Source organism: Paraburkholderia sp. XV (assembly GCF_020177535.1).
GTDB lineage: Bacteria > Pseudomonadota > Gammaproteobacteria > Burkholderiales > Burkholderiaceae > Paraburkholderia > Paraburkholderia caribensis.
Genome location: NZ_JAGUUD010000148.1, coordinates 1 through 16470, shown reverse-complemented (window position 1 = coordinate 16470; position 16470 = coordinate 1). Strand labels below are relative to the sequence as shown.

General features: G+C 64.3%; 16 protein-coding genes. 9 read left to right on the top strand and 7 right to left on the bottom strand.

The window, feature by feature from the left end; translation table 11 throughout:
* Positions 1-96: 96 nt before the first annotated feature.
* The 4 genes from KFO72_RS37480 to KFO72_RS37465 all read right to left on the bottom strand — a co-directional run bounded on the left by KFO72_RS37480 (position 97) and on the right by KFO72_RS37465 (position 3460).
* Positions 97-1152, bottom strand: a complete 1056-nt coding sequence (locus tag KFO72_RS37480) for a GlxA family transcriptional regulator (RefSeq protein WP_054930200.1) — start codon at positions 1150-1152, stop codon at positions 97-99.
* A 24-nt stretch (positions 1153-1176) separates the two neighbouring features.
* Positions 1177-1968 (bottom strand): ABC transporter ATP-binding protein, encoded by a 792-nt coding sequence (locus tag KFO72_RS37475; protein ID WP_036004494.1) that lies wholly within the window; start codon positions 1966-1968, stop codon positions 1177-1179.
* Positions 1969-2031: 63 nt separating this feature from the next.
* Positions 2032-2745, bottom strand: a complete 714-nt coding sequence (locus tag KFO72_RS37470) for an ABC transporter permease (RefSeq protein ID WP_054930199.1) — start codon at positions 2743-2745, stop codon at positions 2032-2034.
* A gap of 25 nt (positions 2746-2770) precedes the next feature.
* Positions 2771-3460 (bottom strand): ABC transporter permease, encoded by a 690-nt coding sequence (locus KFO72_RS37465; RefSeq protein ID WP_225034196.1) that lies wholly within the window; start codon positions 3458-3460, stop codon positions 2771-2773.
* 411 nt (positions 3461-3871) lie between these two features.
* Here KFO72_RS37465 and KFO72_RS37460 point away from each other — a divergent pair, with 411 nt between their 5' ends.
* Positions 3872-4480 (top strand): class I SAM-dependent methyltransferase, encoded by a 609-nt coding sequence (locus tag KFO72_RS37460; protein WP_225034195.1) that lies wholly within the window; start codon positions 3872-3874, stop codon positions 4478-4480.
* Between the two features lie 31 nt (positions 4481-4511).
* Here the strand turns inward: KFO72_RS37460 and KFO72_RS37455 are convergent, their stop codons facing one another.
* Together KFO72_RS37455 and KFO72_RS37450 are read right to left on the bottom strand one after the other, a co-directional pair.
* Complete coding sequence (locus KFO72_RS37455) at positions 4512-5555, bottom strand: patatin-like phospholipase family protein (RefSeq protein WP_054930198.1); 1044 nt, start codon at positions 5553-5555, stop codon at positions 4512-4514.
* 124 nt (positions 5556-5679) lie between these two features.
* Complete coding sequence (locus KFO72_RS37450; protein WP_225034194.1) at positions 5680-6219, bottom strand: hypothetical protein; 540 nt, start codon at positions 6217-6219, stop codon at positions 5680-5682.
* 954 nt (positions 6220-7173) lie between these two features.
* Here KFO72_RS37450 and KFO72_RS37445 point away from each other — a divergent pair.
* Positions 7174-8166 (top strand): LLM class flavin-dependent oxidoreductase, encoded by a 993-nt coding sequence (locus tag KFO72_RS37445; protein WP_062915884.1) that lies wholly within the window; start codon positions 7174-7176, stop codon positions 8164-8166.
* A 100-nt stretch (positions 8167-8266) separates the two neighbouring features.
* On the opposite strand, the gene KFO72_RS37440 is transcribed toward KFO72_RS37445, so the two are convergent.
* Complete coding sequence (locus KFO72_RS37440) at positions 8267-9292, bottom strand: alpha/beta fold hydrolase (protein WP_054930196.1); 1026 nt, start codon at positions 9290-9292, stop codon at positions 8267-8269.
* 532 nt (positions 9293-9824) lie between these two features.
* Between KFO72_RS37440 and glgC the strand changes: the two genes are divergently transcribed.
* The 7 genes from glgC to KFO72_RS37405 all read left to right on the top strand — a co-directional run.
* Entirely contained in the window at positions 9825-11099 is a 1275-nt protein-coding gene (glgC, locus tag KFO72_RS37435; RefSeq protein WP_036004475.1) for a glucose-1-phosphate adenylyltransferase, read from the top strand.
* Positions 11100-11318: 219 nt separating this feature from the next.
* Positions 11319-12779, top strand: a complete 1461-nt coding sequence (glgA, locus tag KFO72_RS37430) for a glycogen synthase GlgA (RefSeq protein WP_224100168.1) — start codon at positions 11319-11321, stop codon at positions 12777-12779.
* A gap of 265 nt (positions 12780-13044) precedes the next feature.
* The gene (gene pdxY, locus KFO72_RS37425; protein WP_060602593.1) at positions 13045-13908 is read left to right on the top strand and encodes a pyridoxal kinase PdxY; all 864 of its coding nucleotides are present in this window, start codon (positions 13045-13047) and stop codon (positions 13906-13908) included.
* A 128-nt stretch (positions 13909-14036) separates the two neighbouring features.
* A complete protein-coding gene (locus KFO72_RS37420; protein ID WP_007738430.1) occupies positions 14037-14498 on the top strand; it encodes a hypothetical protein in 462 nt (153 codons plus the stop codon).
* A 131-nt stretch (positions 14499-14629) separates the two neighbouring features.
* Complete coding sequence (locus tag KFO72_RS37415; RefSeq protein ID WP_148654571.1) at positions 14630-15076, top strand: hypothetical protein; 447 nt, start codon at positions 14630-14632, stop codon at positions 15074-15076.
* 9 nt (positions 15077-15085) lie between these two features.
* A complete protein-coding gene (locus KFO72_RS37410) occupies positions 15086-16240 on the top strand; it encodes a branched-chain amino acid ABC transporter substrate-binding protein (RefSeq protein ID WP_054930193.1) in 1155 nt (384 codons plus the stop codon).
* Positions 16241-16252: 12 nt separating this feature from the next.
* A partial coding sequence (locus KFO72_RS37405) for a hypothetical protein (RefSeq protein WP_225034193.1) occupies positions 16253-16470 on the top strand: 218 nt, incomplete at its 3' end.

Here is a 16470-nt window from a genome sequence, read left to right as displayed (position 1 = left end):
CCGCCCCGCACAGGGGCGACGCTTGAAGCTAGATAACGCATCGCGGATGCCAGCGAAAAAAACAAAACACCCCGCGTCGCAAGACAAAAAAAACCACTAAACCCCACGCTCAGGCGGCTCAATCATCGCCGCGGGCCGCGGCTCGCTAATAGCCGCATTAGCACCACTGCCATGCTGCTTCTCGATGAAATTCCGACGCTCTTCCCGCGGCGTAACCCCAAACTTCTCCCGATAAGCATTAGAAAAATGCGCAGCAGAAGAAAACCCACACGCGAGACTAATCTGCACCACCGACTTGCTGGTCCGCTGCAACTGCGTGCGCGCCTTCGCAAGGCGCAAACCGAGGTAATACTTCGACGGCATCGACCCAAGATACTGCCGAAAGAGCCGCTCCAGTTGCCGGCGCGAAACGCCAACAAGCCCCGCTATCTCATCCGAAGTCAGCGGATCCTCAATATTCGCTTCCATCAACAGCAAAGCGTCATTCAAACGAGGATGCCGCTCGCCAGGCGCGGTCACAAACGGTATACGCTGCCGCTCTTCACCCGACCGCAGCGTGCCAACGCCTAAAGTATCGGCGATACGGTCAGCCAGTTCAGGCCCATGCTCCCGCCCAATCATCGCCAGCATGAAATCGACCGTCGCCTGCCCGCCCGCGCAGGTCGCGCGATCACGATCGATCTCGAAGATCTGCTGCGTAACGATGGACCGCTCGAACTGCTCCGTGAACTGCTGATACGTCTCCCAGTTCACGCTCACGCGATACCCGGACAACTGCCCCGCCATCGCGAGCCACCACACACCGTGGTGAATCCCCGTCACCAACGGCGTACGCTGCCCAACCCGCGACAGACTGGCAAGAAACAACCGGTAATCCGCAAACTGCTGAAAGCGCTCGCTAACGATAATCAGCCAGTCGCACGAAATCGCGTCGCCGAAGGCGGCATCGGCAGGCCACTGCGCGCCGCCCGACAGCGGCACCGGCCGGCCGTCCCACGAGCACACCTGCCAGCGGTACAACGCGCGGCCATCGATCTCGTTGGCAAGATTCAACGCATCGACAATAGGCCCCACGCCCGACATCGAAACGGGCGGCAGCGCGACAATCGCGACCTGAGTCGTGCGCGCCGGACTGGACGACGGACGTGCCATTAACGTGTGCTGCGGGTCGCCCGCTTACTTGAGGCTGCCCGACAGGAACTGCTTGAGCCGCTCGCTCTTCGGCGCGGTGAGCACCTCGGACGGCACGCCCTCTTCCTCCGTGCGCCCCTGATGCAGGAACATCACATGGTTCGACACGTTGCGCGCAAAACCCATTTCGTGCGTCACGACGATCATCGTGCGGCCTTCTTCGGCGAGCTTCTGCATCACCTTCAATACTTCACCGACCAGCTCGGGGTCGAGCGCGGAAGTCGGCTCGTCGAACAGCATCACGTCCGGGTTCATCGCCAGCGCGCGCGCAATCGCGACACGCTGCTGCTGCCCGCCCGACAGATGCGACGGATACTGCTTCTCCAGACGCGGCGCGAGGCCCACCTTCTCCAGATACTCGCGCGCACGGTCTTCGGCTTCCTTGCGCGACAGGCCCAGCACGTGAATCGGCGCTTCGACCACGTTTTCCAGCACGTTCATGTGCGCCCACAGGTTGAAATGCTGGAACACCATCGCGAGCTTCGTGCGGATGCGCTGCAACTGCTTGTGATCGGCGACCTCGAAGTTGCCGTGACGATCGACCTTCGTGCGCACCGCTTCGCCATCGACGACGATCTGCCCGGCGTTCGGCCGCTCGAGAAAATTGATGCAGCGCAGGAACGTACTCTTGCCCGACCCGCTCGCACCGATGATGCTGATCACGTCGCCCTTGTTGGCATTCAGCGAGACGCCCTTCAGCACTTCGTTATCGCCATAGCGCTTGTGGATGTCCTGCACGGCGAGCTTGCAGGCTTCCGTTTGAGTCGTGTGGAGCAAGATGCTCTCCCAGAGTGAAGACGGGTGAAACGGATGCAGACGTGTAGCCGGGTCGCAGCGCGGTTAATGCCCGCGCACGGCCAGATACGCGAGCCAGTGGCGCTCGGCGCGCCGGAACAACGCAACCAGCGCGAACGATACAGCAAGATAAATCAGCGCCGCGAGCCCGAACGCCTCGAACGAGCGGTACGTCGCGGAGTTCGCATCGCGCGCGACCTTCAGCACGTCGGGCACGGTGGCCGTGAAGGCGACGGTGGTCGCGTGCAGCATCAGGATCACTTCGTTACTGTACAACGGCAGCGCGCGGCGCAGCGCGGACGGTATCACAATCCGCCGGTACATCGTGAACCAGCTCATGCCATAGGCGCGCGCGGCTTCGACTTCGCCGTGCGAGGTCGCGCGAATCGCGCCCGCGAAGATCTCCGTCGTGTACGCGCAGGTGTTCAGCGCGAACGCGAGAATCGCGCAGTGGAAGCCGCTGCGGAAAAACGAATCGAGCAGCGTATGCGAGCGCACGAACTCGAGGCTGTACATGCCCGTGTAGATCAGCAGCAGCTGCACATAGAGCGGCGTGCCGCGAAACACGTAGGTGTAGAGGCGCACGGGCGTCGACAGCCAGCGCTTCCTCGATACCCGCGCAACGGCCAGCGGAATCGACGCCACGAAACCGATGCCGATCGATGCGACCAGCAGCCACAACGTGACGGCAAGCCCCGAGATACGTTGCCCGTCCCAGTAGAGGAACGCGCGCCAGAACTGGTTGAGAATGTCGATCATGGTCGTCTCCTGCGCGTGGCGCGAATTAGAGTTCGGCGTGTCGAACGCCGATCGAATAGCGCTTCTCCAGCCAGATCAGCACGAGGTTCGACACGGTCGTGATGGCCAGATAGATCGCCGCGGCAACGAGGATGAAGAAGAACATGTTGAAGGTGCTCTTGCCGGCGTCCTGCGCGGCTTTGACGACATCGGCGAGTCCGATGATCGACACCAGCGCCGTCGCCTTCACGAGCACCTGCCAGTTGTTGCCGATGCCCGGCAGCGCAAAGCGCATCATCTGCGGGAACAGGATGCGCGCGAACACGCGCGCGCCGCTCATGCCGTACGCCGCGCCTGCTTCGAGCTGGCCGCGCGGCACGGCGAGAAACGCGCCGCGAAACGTCTCGGTGAAGTACGCGCCGTAGATGAAGCCAAGTGTCAGCACGCCCGCGACGAACGGGTCGATGTCGAATTGCGGCAGGTTCAACGCGTCGGTCAGGTTGTTGACGGCGATCTGGATGCTGTAGAACAGCAGCAGCATCAGAACCAGATCGGGCACCGAGCGGATCAGCGTCGTGTAGCCCGTCGCGATCGCGCGCATCGGCCGGTTGAGCGACAGCTTCGCCGCCGCGCCGATCAGGCCGAGCACCACGGCCGTCGCCAGAGACAGAACCGACAGCTCGATCGTCTTGATCGTGCCGTCGAGGAGCACCGGGCCAAAGCCATATAAGAGCACGCGTGTCTCCTTTGAGGTTATCCGGAAAGCCGCCACGAACTGCGGCATGGCGCGGATACTCGCAAGCAAAAATAATTTGCTCAAACCGGGACATGCGCTTGTTGTGCACCGCAACATCCACGAAGGCGCTACGTGGCGGGCGTTGGACGCCCGGCGTAGCAGGCGCTATCTGTTTGTAAGCGGATGGCGCGCACGCGGCAGGCGCCGCGAATTCGCAAGTTTGCGGTCGCTTTTTCGATAGACGCGCGAAGCCGCCCGCATGCTCGCAAACCCGCGCCGATTGGGGCTTTCCCTGAAAGACAGGCGGGCCCGATGCTGTCAGGCGATCCCCATGGGCGCCGTCCGGATACGCACGCGGTAGACTGGCTTCTCTCTTCCGACACCCGACGCTTCCGCGACAAGGATCGCCGCATGACACTTCGCCCCGACGCCACAACGCTCGACGCCTACACCCAAGGCGCCGCCCGCTATTCGCGCGAGTGGCTCAACCAGCCGCCGCCCGACGATATGTACGCGCTGTGGGCAAACCATCTGCTGCCTGCGGGCAAGACGGCCGATATCGGCTGCGGCAACGGGCGCGATGCCGCATGGCTCGCGGATCATGGGTATCGCGTGACGGGGTTCGATGCGTCGGCGGGCTTGCTCGAAGAAGCGCGGCGGCTTTATCCGCAGATTGCGTTTCGCGTCGCCGTGCTGCCGTGGCTCGTCGAGATCGACGAGCAGTTCGACAACGTGGTCTGCGAAACCGTGCTGATGCATCTGCCCGTCGACGCCATCACCGATGCCGTCGACAACCTCGTGCGCATCCTGCGGCCCAACGGCATGCTGTATCTGTCGTGGCGCGTGACGGAAGGCGCGGACGCGCGCCAGCCGGACGGACGGCTTTACTCGGCGTTCGAGCCGTCGCTCGTCACAGACGCGCTGGCCAGCTGCGTGATCCTGTTCGCCGACGACACGACCAGCGCAAGCTCCGGCAAGCGCGTGTGCCGCGTCATCGCGTCGAAGCGGTCGGAGGACTGAGCGGAGAACCGAGTGCGCCTCGGGTCACGTCTCAGGTGATGCCGAGACACGCGCGGATCGCGGGCAGCATGGCCTCGACGGCCGCGCGCCCTTCCTCTATCGCGGGCCTCGCGCGGTGAAAATCGAAGATGCCCATGCCGGCGAGGCGCGGCTGGATCAGGATGTCGGCGGGCTCGCCCGCAAGGCGGCTGCGCGTGATCCGCACCTGCATGATGTCGATGCTTTGCGCGATCGAACTGAGCATCGACGGCACGCGCGCGCTGGGCGCGGGCGGCACGCGCACGTCGCGCGAATACTGTTCGGGCGACGGCTGCAGCCAGGCGGGAAACGGCCTGCCGTTGCGCCTTAGCAGAACGGGCGGAGCAGGCGTCGCGATAGCGGGTGGCGGCGCATCGGGATCGAGCGGCAGCGGCTCGGATTCCCCGACGGCCCGTTCGATCACGGCCTCGATGGATTCTTCCGTCGGCATGGGCGGCAGATCGACCACCGCGCCGCCGAAGTCGCGGCCATTCAGAATGTCGTTGTTCAGGTCCACGGCGATCACGCAGTCGGCCCGCATGCCGCGCGCCGCCGACACGGGCACGGGGTTCGACAGCCCGCCGTCGACGAGCCACACGCCCTCGTGCAGCACCGGCGTGAAAATGCCCGGAATCGCAATCGACGCGCGCACGGCGTCCACCACGCCACCGTCCTGCAGCCACGTCTCGCGGCCCGAATCGAGCTCCGTCGCGACGGCGGCGAACGGCATCTGCAACTGACTGATCTCGCGTCCGTTGAAGCGGTTCGCAAACACCTGGATGACTTTCCTGCCGCCCAGCAGGCCGCCCGAGAAACGCAGATCGAGCAGACGCACGACCGACTGCCACGTGAGCCCCGTCACCCACTCTTCGAGCCAGTCGAGATCGCCGTTCGCATAGACAGCGCCGACCAGCGCGCCGATCGACGTGCCCGCCACGAGGTCCGGCTTGATGCCCGCCTCGTGCAGCGCCCGGATCGCCCCGATGTGCGCCCAGCCGCGCGCGGCCCCGCCGCCGAGCACGAGGCCGATGCGCTTGTATCGCCTTCGTGTGGCCATTGTTGTTTTCTCCCTTGTTTGCAGGCGTTTTCTGTTTGGACCGTGGCGTTCTGCTTTCGTTTTCGGCCCTCTTTCGAAGCCCTCGCTTCCTGCCGCCCTGCTCGCCCCGGCTGATCCGCCTCCGTCAGTGCCCGCGCATCACGTCCGAGCGCGAGGTCGTGTAGACGACGTGATTGACGTCGAAATGCACGTTGAAGAAGCCCTCTTCCGTGACGCCGCCCTCGCGCCACTTCCAGCTCCAAACCGTCTCGGGCTTGAGCGGATATACGGCCACTTCGCCGGGCTTGCCGAGCAGGCGGCGCACTTCGTCTTCCGTCATGCCGGCGCGGATCTTCGCGAAGTTCGCGGCCGTCAGCACCTGCGTGATCGCCTGCAACGTGCCGTCCGGGCCGATGTCGACCATGTAGGTGTTGAGGCCTTGCGGACCGCGCGGATATTCGAAGCGTTTCGAGCCGTCGGTGAACTGGCGCTCGGTTTCGGGCTTGCCCATCTGGTCGCGGATCTGCGCCTCCGTCGTAATGCCGGGCGTGAGTCCTTTCAGAAGCAGCGCATCCGGTTTGACGGCGTTGAAAAATTCCTTGAGCTTTTGCACGGCTTGCTCGCTCTGCTGGTCGTCGCAGCCGGCGAGCGCGGACAGCGCGCCAGCCATGGCCACGGAAAGCATTATGTTGCGCAACGAGGTGCGATTGACCATCTTCGGTAACTTCAGACACAAACGATGTGAACGACCCAGAGCATAACCCGGTCGACACCCGGATCGCGAACGATGGCTGCGCAGATGTGTATGGAAAGTTAAAGAATTGCTACGCGAGATTTCTGGCGCGCGAAAAACGGAACCTGCGATGAAACCTGGGAGGGCTTGCGATCGGGAACGTGGCAGCGCATGCGGCGACATCGAAAGCGTTTCGGCCAGAGGCCGCATGTGCCTCTGGCCGTGACGCAATTTTCACTACTATGACGACCGCAAACGGCAGCGGCCGCTGGCCCCTCGACTATCCGGCAAGTGGTGACAATCTAGCGTCAGGTTCTAAAATGCGCGAGAGCGCGTTTACACCGAATCGGCTGACGAATCGCATGCGATCTCGCGCGCGGCGGCCAGCGATTAGCGTCGGCACGCCAGCCACGCCACCGCGTGATGCGTATGAAGTCGTCGCGTCGACGCGCCGTCCTGCATACCCGCACCCGGCTGACCCGGCCGGCCCGGTTCGTCCGGGTGTGCACTGCGTAGCCGACCTACGCGTGACGTGAGGGGCCGACCGGCGTCGAGGTCCGTGGAGGCCGCCGCCTCGTCACGCGGGCATGCGTTGCGCAGATTCGCGTCGTTGGCGGCGACGATGACACATTAACGCTCGCGCGCGCGTATTTCCGTGCGACGGCACACGCATCGAACCTTCTCGAAGCAGCCGCCAACGCATTTCGAGCCCTGTTTTTAGGGGTTTTCTGCATCGCTGGCCGCGCAGCTTCGGATACGCGCACGCGCCGACCCTGCTGCCGGCAGGGGCATGATCAGCCCGCCAGCAGGAACGGGAGCGCTTTGGCACAATCGCTCTTTCCCGCACGCCACGCGGACCTGCGCTTCGCCCTTGCAAAGGACGATGGTTGGCCGCACATCAATACCATGACTCCTTTTTCCGTCCTCGACCTTTCTCCCATCACAGCCGGCGCGAGCGCGGCCGATGCGTTCCGCAATTCGCTCGATCTCGCGCAGCACGCCGAGCGCTGGGACTACAAGCGCTTCTGGCTCGCCGAGCATCACAACATGACGGGTATCGCGAGCGCCGCGACGTCGGTCGTGATCGCGCATGTCGCGGGCGGCACGAAGACGATCCGCGTCGGCTCGGGCGGCGTGATGCTGCCGAATCACGCGCCGCTCGTCATCGCCGAGCAGTTCGGCACGCTGGCGTCGCTGTTTCCGGGGCGCATCGATCTGGGCCTGGGCCGCGCGCCCGGCACCGATCAGACCACCGCCCGCGCGTTGCGCCGCGATCTGAACGGCAGCGCCGATTCTTTCCCTGACGACGTCGTCGAACTGCAGCGCTACTTCGCCGATCCCGTGCCGGGTCAGCGCGTGCGTGCCGTGCCGGGCGCGGGCCTGAAGGTGCCGTTGTGGCTGCTGGGTTCGAGCCTGTTCAGCGCGCAGCTGGCGGCCGCGCTCGGTCTGCCGTTCGCGTTCGCGTCGCACTTCGCGCCCGACTACATGATGCAGGCACTCCATGTGTATCGCGCGCAGTTCCGTCCGTCGGAGACGCTCGACAAGCCTTACGCGATGGTCGGCGTGAACCTGTTCGCCGCCGACACCGATGACGAAGCGCGCCGCCTCTTCACGTCGCTTCAGCAGCAGTTCATCAATCTGCGGCGCGGCACGCCGGGCCAGTTGCAGCCGCCCGTCGATCACCTCGCGGTGTCGGAGATGGAATTGAGCAGCGTGCAGCATTCGCTCGCGTGCTCGGTGATCGGCGATCGCGAGACGGTTCGCAACGGACTGCGCTCGATCATCCAGCAAACGGGCGCCGACGAGTTGATGCTCACCGCGCAAATCTACGATCACGCGGCGCGGCTGCGTTCGTTCGAAATCGGCGCGCAGGTGCGCGACGAACTGGGCGAAGCCTGAGGCCGGCGATTCCCGTCAACGGCGCGTGCACGAACGCCCGCGCCTGGCTGAAGCGAAGGCACATGGCTGGCTTCGCTTCCAACCGGCCACCACCGCCCGCTCAATGGTTCGCGGGCACAGCGGCGAGTCCTTCCAGCAACGCTTTGTGAAATGCCGCCGGGTCCTGCATCTGCGGCGCATGACCGAGTTCGGCGAACTCGACCAGCGTCGCGTGCGGAATCGCCTGCGCGGCCGCCTTGCCCAGTTCCGGATAGTGACCGATCTTCGCGCGGACCTGAGGCGGCGCCGCGTCCTTGCCGATCGCGGTGGTGTCCTTCTGACCGATCAGCAGCAGCGTCGGCATGCTCAACTGCCCGAGTTCGTAGACGACAGGCTGCGTGTAGATCATGTCGTACAGCAGCGCCGAATCCCACGCCACTTCCTTCTTGCCCGGCCCGCGATACATGCCCGCGAGCATCTGCACCCACGGCTCGAAATCGCTGCGCCACTGGCCCGAGTAGTAGGTCGCCTGCTCGTAGCGGCGGATGCCGTCGGCCGTGGTCTTCAGTTCGCGCTCGTACCACTGGTCGACGGATAGCGACGGCACGCCCTTCGCCTTCCAGTCCTCCAGCCCGATGGGATTGACGAGCACCAGTTGCTGCGTCTGCGCCGGGTACATCAGCGCGTAGCGGACGGCCAGCATGCCGCCCGTCGAATGTCCGACGATCGTCGCGTTCTTCACACCGATCGATTCGAGCAGCGCATGCGTGTTGCGCGCGAGCTGCTGGAAGCTGAACTGGTAGCGCTGCGGCTTGCTCGACTTGCAAAAGCCGATCTGGTCGGGCGCGATCACGCGATACCCCGCCACCGACAACCGTTCGATCGTGCTTTCCCATGTCGCGCCGCAAAAATTCTTGCCGTGCAGCAACACGACGGTGCGGCCGTTCGGATGCTCGGGCGCGATGTCCATGTAAGCCATATGCAGCGCCTCGCCCTGCGACGTGAACTCGAACTGCCGCACGGGCGCGGGATAGTTGAAGCCCTGCAACTCGGGACCGTACGCAGGACCGTCGTCAGCGACCGCGCCCGGCACAGGCGGGGCGGCGGCATTGACGGCATCGGCGGCGCACGCATCGAGGCCCAGCATGGCGACGCAGGCGGACAGGGAAACAGCAACGAGGGATGAACGGATTGTCATAGGGTGGCGGACAAAGGCAAGGACAGGAGCACGGGAACCACAGGTCCGTCATGATGCCCGCGTCGCGGCCCGCTTGCAGCGCCGCGCACAGGGCCGCGCCCGAAGCTGCCGCGGCCGTGTGCGCCAAACAGCCGTTTCAGGTTCCGCGTGGTCGGTCCGGCATAATTTGCCCGAACGGCTGACGATCCTGCGCCGCGAGCCCGCCCTTTCTACCGGCCCGCGCGCGGCCTCTCCCGCCTGATCGCGCACGAATGTGGCATGGCGAACGCGGCATGTTGCGCGCGGCAGGCGCATGGTCCAGACTAATCGCTGGCTGGCGGGAACGTGCATGGCGAACGCCAGCCGCCAGGCAGGCGAGAAGCAACGCGCATCAGAACAAGACCACGACGGCAGCGCACAACGCCAGATAAAACAGAAAAACACAGCAACGCCGGGGCAAAGAAAAGCTTCCACCAGGGCTCACCCATAAACGGAGACGCACATGGATTCGCCGGCAAGCCTCAACGATCTGCAACACACGACACTCGCCATCGTCCTCGCAGGCGGACGCGGCACGCGCCTCGGGCCGCTGACCAACAAGCGCGTGAAGCCCGCCGTGCACTTCGGCGGCAAATACCGGATCATCGACTTCGCGCTGTCCAACTGCCTGAACTCGGGCATCCGCCGCATCGCCGTCGTCACGCAGTACAAGGCGCATTCGCTGTTGCGGCATGTGCAGCGCGGCTGGGGCTTCCTGCGCGGCGAGTTCAACGAGTTCATCGACCTGTGGCCGGCGCAGCAGCGTGTGGAAGGCGCGCACTGGTATCGCGGCACGGCCGACGCCGTGTTCCAGAACCTCGACATCATCCGCTCGATCGGCCCGAAATACGTCGTCGTGCTGGCGGGCGATCACATCTACAAGATGGACTACACGCGGATGGTGATGGATCACGTCGAATCGGGCGCCGATTGCACGGTCGGCTGTATCGAGGTGCCGCGCATGGAAGCCACGGCGTTCGGCGTGATGCACGTCGACGAACAGCGCCGCGTGACGGGCTTCGTCGAAAAGCCCGCCGACCCGCCCGCGATGCCCGGCCGCCCCGACATCGCGCTAGCCAGCATGGGCATCTACGTGTTCAGCGCCGATTACCTGTACTCGCTGCTCGAGGAGAACATCAGCAGCGTCGCGACGGATCACGACTTCGGCAAGGACATCATTCCGCGCGTCGTCACGTCGGGGACGGCGATCGCGCATCCGTTCAGCATGTCGTGCGTGTCGTCGGACCCGAGCGTCGAGCCTTACTGGCGCGACGTCGGCACGATCGACGCGTACTGGGCTGCGAATCTGGATCTGGCGTCGACGATTCCCGCGCTCGACCTCTACGACCGCAACTGGCCGATCTGGACGCACCAGGAACAATTGCCGCCCGCCAAGTTCGTGCGCGACCTGAACGGGCTGCAAGGCTCGGGCACCAACCTGATCGTGTGCGGCGGCTGCGTGATCTCCGGCTCGCAGATTTCGCGCTCGGTGCTGTCGTCGAATGTGGTGGTGAATTCGTTCTGTAACATCGCTGAGGCAGTCTTGTTGCCGCAGGTGTCGATCGGTGCGAGCTGCCGCCTGCGCAAGGTCGTGATCGACCGCGGCTGCCAGATTCCCGACGGCACCGTGATCGGCGAAGACCCGGTGCGCGACGGCGAACGCTTCTACCGGACCGACAGCGGTGTCGTGCTGGTGACGGCCGAGGCGCTCAAGCGGCAGTCGGCGGCTGCACGGTAGCGGCCCGCGGGCGGACCCGGCAGGCGCGGCGATCGCAGGCGGCACGCGACGACGCACGACGCAGTGCGTGGCGCTTCGGCGGGTGCCGCTGCTTGCGGTTGCATGCGGTTGCATGCCGTTGCGCTCCGCCACGCGCGCGCGGCGCGGATCGACACCGTGCGACGCACCGAAACGACACTGCCCAATCCACCGCAACCCCGGCGAACAGGACTGAAGCCCATGACGATCCGCGCACTGCATGTCGCTAGCGAGCTGTATCCCCTTCTGAAAACGGGCGGCCTCGCCGATGTCGCGGGCGCGCTGCCGCCCGCGCTGATCGAGCTGGGCGCCGACGTGCGCGTGCTGCTGCCCGGCTTCCCCGCCGTCGTAGCCGGGCTGTCGGACCTGCAGCCCGTCGCGCGGATCGGCGATCGCTTCGGCGCGTCGAACGTCACGCTGGAGCGCGGCACGCTGAGCGCGAACGGCCTCGTCGTCTACGTGATCCGCGCACAGACGCTGTATGACCGCACCGGCAATCCGTATCTCGACGCCGAACACGTGCCGTACGGCGACAACGCGCAACGCTTCGCGATGCTCGGCTGGACGGCGGCGCAGATCGCGCAGCATCTCGATCCCGCATGGGCGCCGCAGATCGTCCACGCGCACGACTGGCACGCGGGACTCGCGCCCGCCTATCTGAAAGCGGCCGAGCGCGAACGCGGCAAGCCCGTCGCGCGCACCGTCTTCACGGTCCACAACCTCGCGTATCAGGGCGTCTTTCCGTCGCATCAGTTCGGCCAGCTCGGACTGCCCGCCGACTTCTTCAACATGAGCGGCGTCGAATTCTACGGACAGATGTCGTTTCTGAAGGCGGGCCTGTTCTACAGCGACCGCATCACGACCGTCAGTCCGACCTACGCGCGCGAAATCCAGACGCTCGCGCAAGGCGGCGGGCTGGACGGGCTGTTGAGCCAGCGCTCGCACGATCTGTCAGGGATTCTGAACGGCGTCGACTACACGATCTGGCGGCCGACCACCGACCAGCTGATCGCCGCGCACTACTCGGACACGCGCCTCGCCGGCAAGCGTGCGTGCAAGACGGCGCTGCAGGAGCGCTTCCGTCTCGCGCAGAAAAGCGACGCGCTGCTGTTCGGCGTGGTGAGCCGGCTGACCGAACAGAAAGGCCTCGATCTGCTGCTCGCGGCGCTGCCCGAAATCATCAAGCGCGGCGGCCAGCTAGTGGTGTTCGGCACGGGCGACCCGGCGCTCGAAAACGGTTTGCAGCTGGTCGCGCAGGCGCATCCCGATAGCGTCGCCGTCGAGCTCGGCTTCGACGAAACGCTCGCGCATCAGATCGTAGCGGGCAGCGATGTGATTGCCGTGCCGTCGCGTTTCGAGCCGTGCGGGCTGACGCAGCTCTATGCGCTCGCGTATGGGTCGCTGCCGCTCGTGCATCGCGTGGGCGGCCTTGCTGATACCGTCGTCGACGCGTCGCTGGAAAACATCGCCGACGATCTGGCGACAGGCTTCGTGTTCGAGCGCTTCGAGCCGGAAGCGCTCACGGCCGCGATCCGCCGCGCATTCGCGCTGTACGCGCGGCGCACCGACTGGAAAGCCACGCAGCGCCGCGCGATGCGCCAGGACTTCGGCTGGGGCGCGTCGGCGGAACGCTATCTCGCGCTATACCGCGAGCTGGTGTGAGCCGCTAAGCGGGCAAACGCGCGCATGATCTTGCGCAACATCTGCTTGCGCATTGATGGTTCGACGCAACACGACGGGGCCGGATCGATTCCGGCGCGCGAAAACTCATGTATCTTGTGATGAACAGAGCGCGACGCGTCCCGTCGGCGACGCGCTGCCGCGCATCTGCGTTCGTTGTCCGCCGCGCCAAAGCGGTGCATCGAAGCAGGACCATCCGTTGCACATTCTTTCTTCCGGCGCCCTTCCCGCGCCGTATCGGTTCGACATGAAAAACGTTCTGAGCATCCAGTCGCACGTCGTATTCGGGCACGCGGGCAACAGCGCCTCGGTGTTCCCGATGCGGCGTCTTGGCGTCAACGTGTGGCCGCTCAACACGGTGCAGTTCTCGAACCATACGCAGTACGGCCATTGGGAAGGCAGCGCGATCGATGCGTCGCAGATGCTCGCGCTCGTCGAAGGGATTGGCGCGATCGGCGTGCTGCCGCGCTGCGACGCTGTGCTGTCGGGCTATCTCGGCACGCCCGAGCAGGCGCAGTCGGTGATCGAGATCGTGCGCGCCGTGAAGGCAGCGAACCCGCATGCGCGCTATTTCTGCGACCCGGTGATGGGCACGTCGACGGGCTGCCGCGTCGAGCCGGGCATCCAGGAGTTTCTGGTCCGGACGATGCCCGAGGTATCCGACGTGATGTGTCCGAACCACAGCGAATTGCAACGGCTCGTGGGGCGCGAGATCGAGACCGTCGAGGAAGCTGTCGCGGCGTGCCGCGAGGTGATGGAGCGCGGCCCGAAGACGATGCTCGTCAAGCATCTGCTCGATCGCAACAGCCTTGCTGACCGCTTCAACATGCTCGTCGTGACGGAGCGCGAAGCGTGGATGGGACAACGGCCGCTCTATCCGTTCGCGCGGCAGCCGGTCGGTGTCGGCGATCTGACGAGCGCCGTGTTCGTCGCGCGCACGCTGCTCGGCGACTCGGTGCGCAGCGCGTTCGAGCATACCGTCGCCGCCGTGAATGCCGTCGTGCGCGCAACATGGGACGCGGGGCGCTATGAGCTGGAGATTATCGCCGCGCAGGATGAAATTGCCCGTCCGCGGGAATGGTTCGATGCGTGGGTGGTGGAGTCGGCCTAGCCAGCGGCGCGATTGACGCAGCGCACACGCTACACGCCTGCGTCGGCCTGACGTCCTATAATGCGTGCCGCGCGTGAAAATGCGCGGCATTTTTTATTGGCACCGGTTGACTGGCAAGAGAGGCACAGATGGACGGCACGATTCGCAGCGAACGTGAAGAGCAGTTTGAAGAGTTGTGCATCAGCGTCGACGCAGACGAGATGCACGAGCAGGAAGCGATCGAATTCTTCGAAGCGCAATTCGGCGAAGCGGATTTCGATGCCGCGCAATGGCTCGATATTGCGCTGTACTATTCGCCCGCCGTCGCGCGCGGCATCGTCGATATGGTCACACCCGACGACAAGGCGCGCAGCAACATCGCCCAGGTGATCGCCGACAATCTCGACATCTCGTATGGCGAAGACGAGTGCCAGCAGTTCGCGGAAACCATCCAGTTCGCGCTGGCCAACGGCGTGCCCGTCGATCTCGACGTGGTGCTCGACGGTTGTCACCGCGCAATCGACGACCTCGACACATGGGCCGAAGACGACGTGAAAGAGCCGCTGCTGCGTCTGCGCGAAGAACTGTTGCGCATGCAGGGCGAGCAGTGAACGGTCCGCGCTGACGCGCAACTTCACACACAAGCTCGCACGCACCCTCGCACACAACTTCACACGCAAGCTCGCGCAGCGCTTTCGACATCACGCGCTGCGCGCTTCACACTGATCGATGGGCGTGCCGCATGCGCATTCGCGCATGCGGCACGCTAAACCCTCCCCGCTTTCCCCGGCAAGCTTCCCGTTCACCTTCGCAGCCGACGCTTAAAAGCGTGCGGCCGCGCTGTGCTGAAATGCGCATCCAACATGCCGCGAACTGCCAAGACGCACGCATATTGGCTTTCTATATTCGCGCCACGGATCGGCTGCAGCACGCGGGTTGCGCGACATTCCCGGTCCGTCGGCAGACGGCGCGCAGTCGTTTTGGCTTTGGTGTTTTCCAGCATTGCCTTGCACGCTGCATCGTCCGTAATCTCGTCCGTGTTTTTGTCCGTGCATTGTTTGCGTACGTATTGAAGGAGACCTGTCGACACACTGCATCGCGCAATCCGACCGGCAGCGCCGCGCTTTCGAATCATGCGCGGCGCGCGCTGCAAGCCGGCTGTTTCTACCATCCCTGTCTGCCGATGTAAGGAGAAACCATGAGCTTTTGCAAGACGCTGAACCCGTTTGCCGTGATGTTGGGCGCCGTGCTGTCCATCGCGCCGCTCAGCAGTTTCGCCGCTGACGAACTGCCCGTGAAGATCGGCTTTGCCGCGCCGATGACGGGTGCCAACGCGGGCTACGGCAAAGACCTGCAGAACGGCGTGCGGCTTGCCCTCGAGGAAGCCAACGCCCAGAAGATCAAGATTGGCGACAAGGTCGCGCGCTTCGATCTCGTATCCGAGGACGATCAGGCCGACCCGCGCATCGGCGTGCAGGCTGCGCAGAAACTGGTGGATCAGAACGTGTCGGGCATTGTCGGCCATTTCAATTCGGGCACGACGATCCCGGCTTCGCAAATTTACGAGCAGGCGGGCATACCGATGATCGACCCTGCCGCGACGAACCCGACCATCACGAATCGCGGGTTTGCGAACACGTTCATGGTGATTTCGACGGACGCGCAAAACGCCGGCAACGCGGGCACGTACGCGGTGAAGACCACCAAGGCCAAGCGCATTGCGATCATCGACGACCGCACGGCATTCGGCCAGGGTGAAGCGGACGAATTCGAGAAAGCGGTGAAGGCGGCGGGCGGCAACATCGTCGCGCGCGAGTTCACGAGCAACACGGCTGTCGACTTCAGCACGCAGCTCACGAAGATCAAGTCGACCAATGCCGATCTGATTTTCTTCGGCGGGCTCGATACGCAGGCGGCTGCGATTGCGAAGAAGATGAAGCAGCTTGGGATGACGGCGCAGTTGCTGGGCGGCGGCGGTGTCGAAGATCCGGAGTTCATCAAGCTTGCTGGCGATGCGGCGGAAGGCGCGATGGCGTGGGAGTATGGCCGTCCGCTCGCGCAGCTGCCGGGCGGCAAGGACTTCTCGGCGAAGTTCAAGAAGCGGTTTGGCGATGACATTCTGTCGTATGCGCCGTTCGGGTATGACGCGGCGTGGGCCGTGATCAAGGCGATGGAGACGGCGAAGTCGACGGATCCGAAGGTTTATCGCGCTGCGTTGAAGTCGATCAATTTTGAAGGGGTGACGGGGACGATTTCTTTTGATGCCACAGGGGCGTTGAAGAGTGCTGCTTCTACCCTTTATCAGGTTAAGAATGGGGTTTGGGTACCTGTCGTCACGAAGAGTGGGGTTTAAGGTTTAGGTTTATTGGTTTTGGTTTTTTGGTTTTTTGGTTTTTTGGTTTTGCCAGCGGGCGCTATGTTTGGGTTTGCATGGGGCCTTGCTGGCATCCGCGTTTGCGCCTTTTCGTGGCGCGGGCGGTTTGGTTTGGTTTGGTTTGGTTTGCTTGGGTTTTCGCTGGCATCCGCGTTACGTTATCTAGCTTCAAGCGTCGCCCCTGTGCGGGGCGGCACCTACTTTTCTTT

Coding starts and splice junctions, on each gene's coding strand:
- KFO72_RS37410 (WP_054930193.1), top strand. CDS start 15,086: ATGAGCTTTTGCAAGACGCTGAACCCGTTTGCCGTGATGTTGGGCGCC.
- KFO72_RS37440 (WP_054930196.1), bottom strand. CDS start 9,292: ATGCTGGGCCTCGATGCGTGCGCCGCCGATGCCGTCAATGCCGCCGCC.
- KFO72_RS37415 (WP_148654571.1), top strand. CDS start 14,630: ATGCGCATTCGCGCATGCGGCACGCTAAACCCTCCCCGCTTTCCCCGG.
- KFO72_RS37445 (WP_062915884.1), top strand. CDS start 7,174: ATGACTCCTTTTTCCGTCCTCGACCTTTCTCCCATCACAGCCGGCGCG.
- KFO72_RS37455 (WP_054930198.1), bottom strand. CDS start 5,555: ATGGCCACACGAAGGCGATACAAGCGCATCGGCCTCGTGCTCGGCGGC.
- glgC (WP_036004475.1), top strand. CDS start 9,825: ATGGATTCGCCGGCAAGCCTCAACGATCTGCAACACACGACACTCGCC.
- KFO72_RS37420 (WP_007738430.1), top strand. CDS start 14,037: ATGGACGGCACGATTCGCAGCGAACGTGAAGAGCAGTTTGAAGAGTTG.
- glgA (WP_224100168.1), top strand. CDS start 11,319: ATGACGATCCGCGCACTGCATGTCGCTAGCGAGCTGTATCCCCTTCTG.
- KFO72_RS37470 (WP_054930199.1), bottom strand. CDS start 2,745: ATGATCGACATTCTCAACCAGTTCTGGCGCGCGTTCCTCTACTGGGAC.
- pdxY (WP_060602593.1), top strand. CDS start 13,045: ATGAAAAACGTTCTGAGCATCCAGTCGCACGTCGTATTCGGGCACGCG.
- KFO72_RS37480 (WP_054930200.1), bottom strand. CDS start 1,152: ATGGCACGTCCGTCGTCCAGTCCGGCGCGCACGACTCAGGTCGCGATT.
- KFO72_RS37460 (WP_225034195.1), top strand. CDS start 3,872: ATGACACTTCGCCCCGACGCCACAACGCTCGACGCCTACACCCAAGGC.
- KFO72_RS37450 (WP_225034194.1), bottom strand. CDS start 6,219: ATGCTTTCCGTGGCCATGGCTGGCGCGCTGTCCGCGCTCGCCGGCTGC.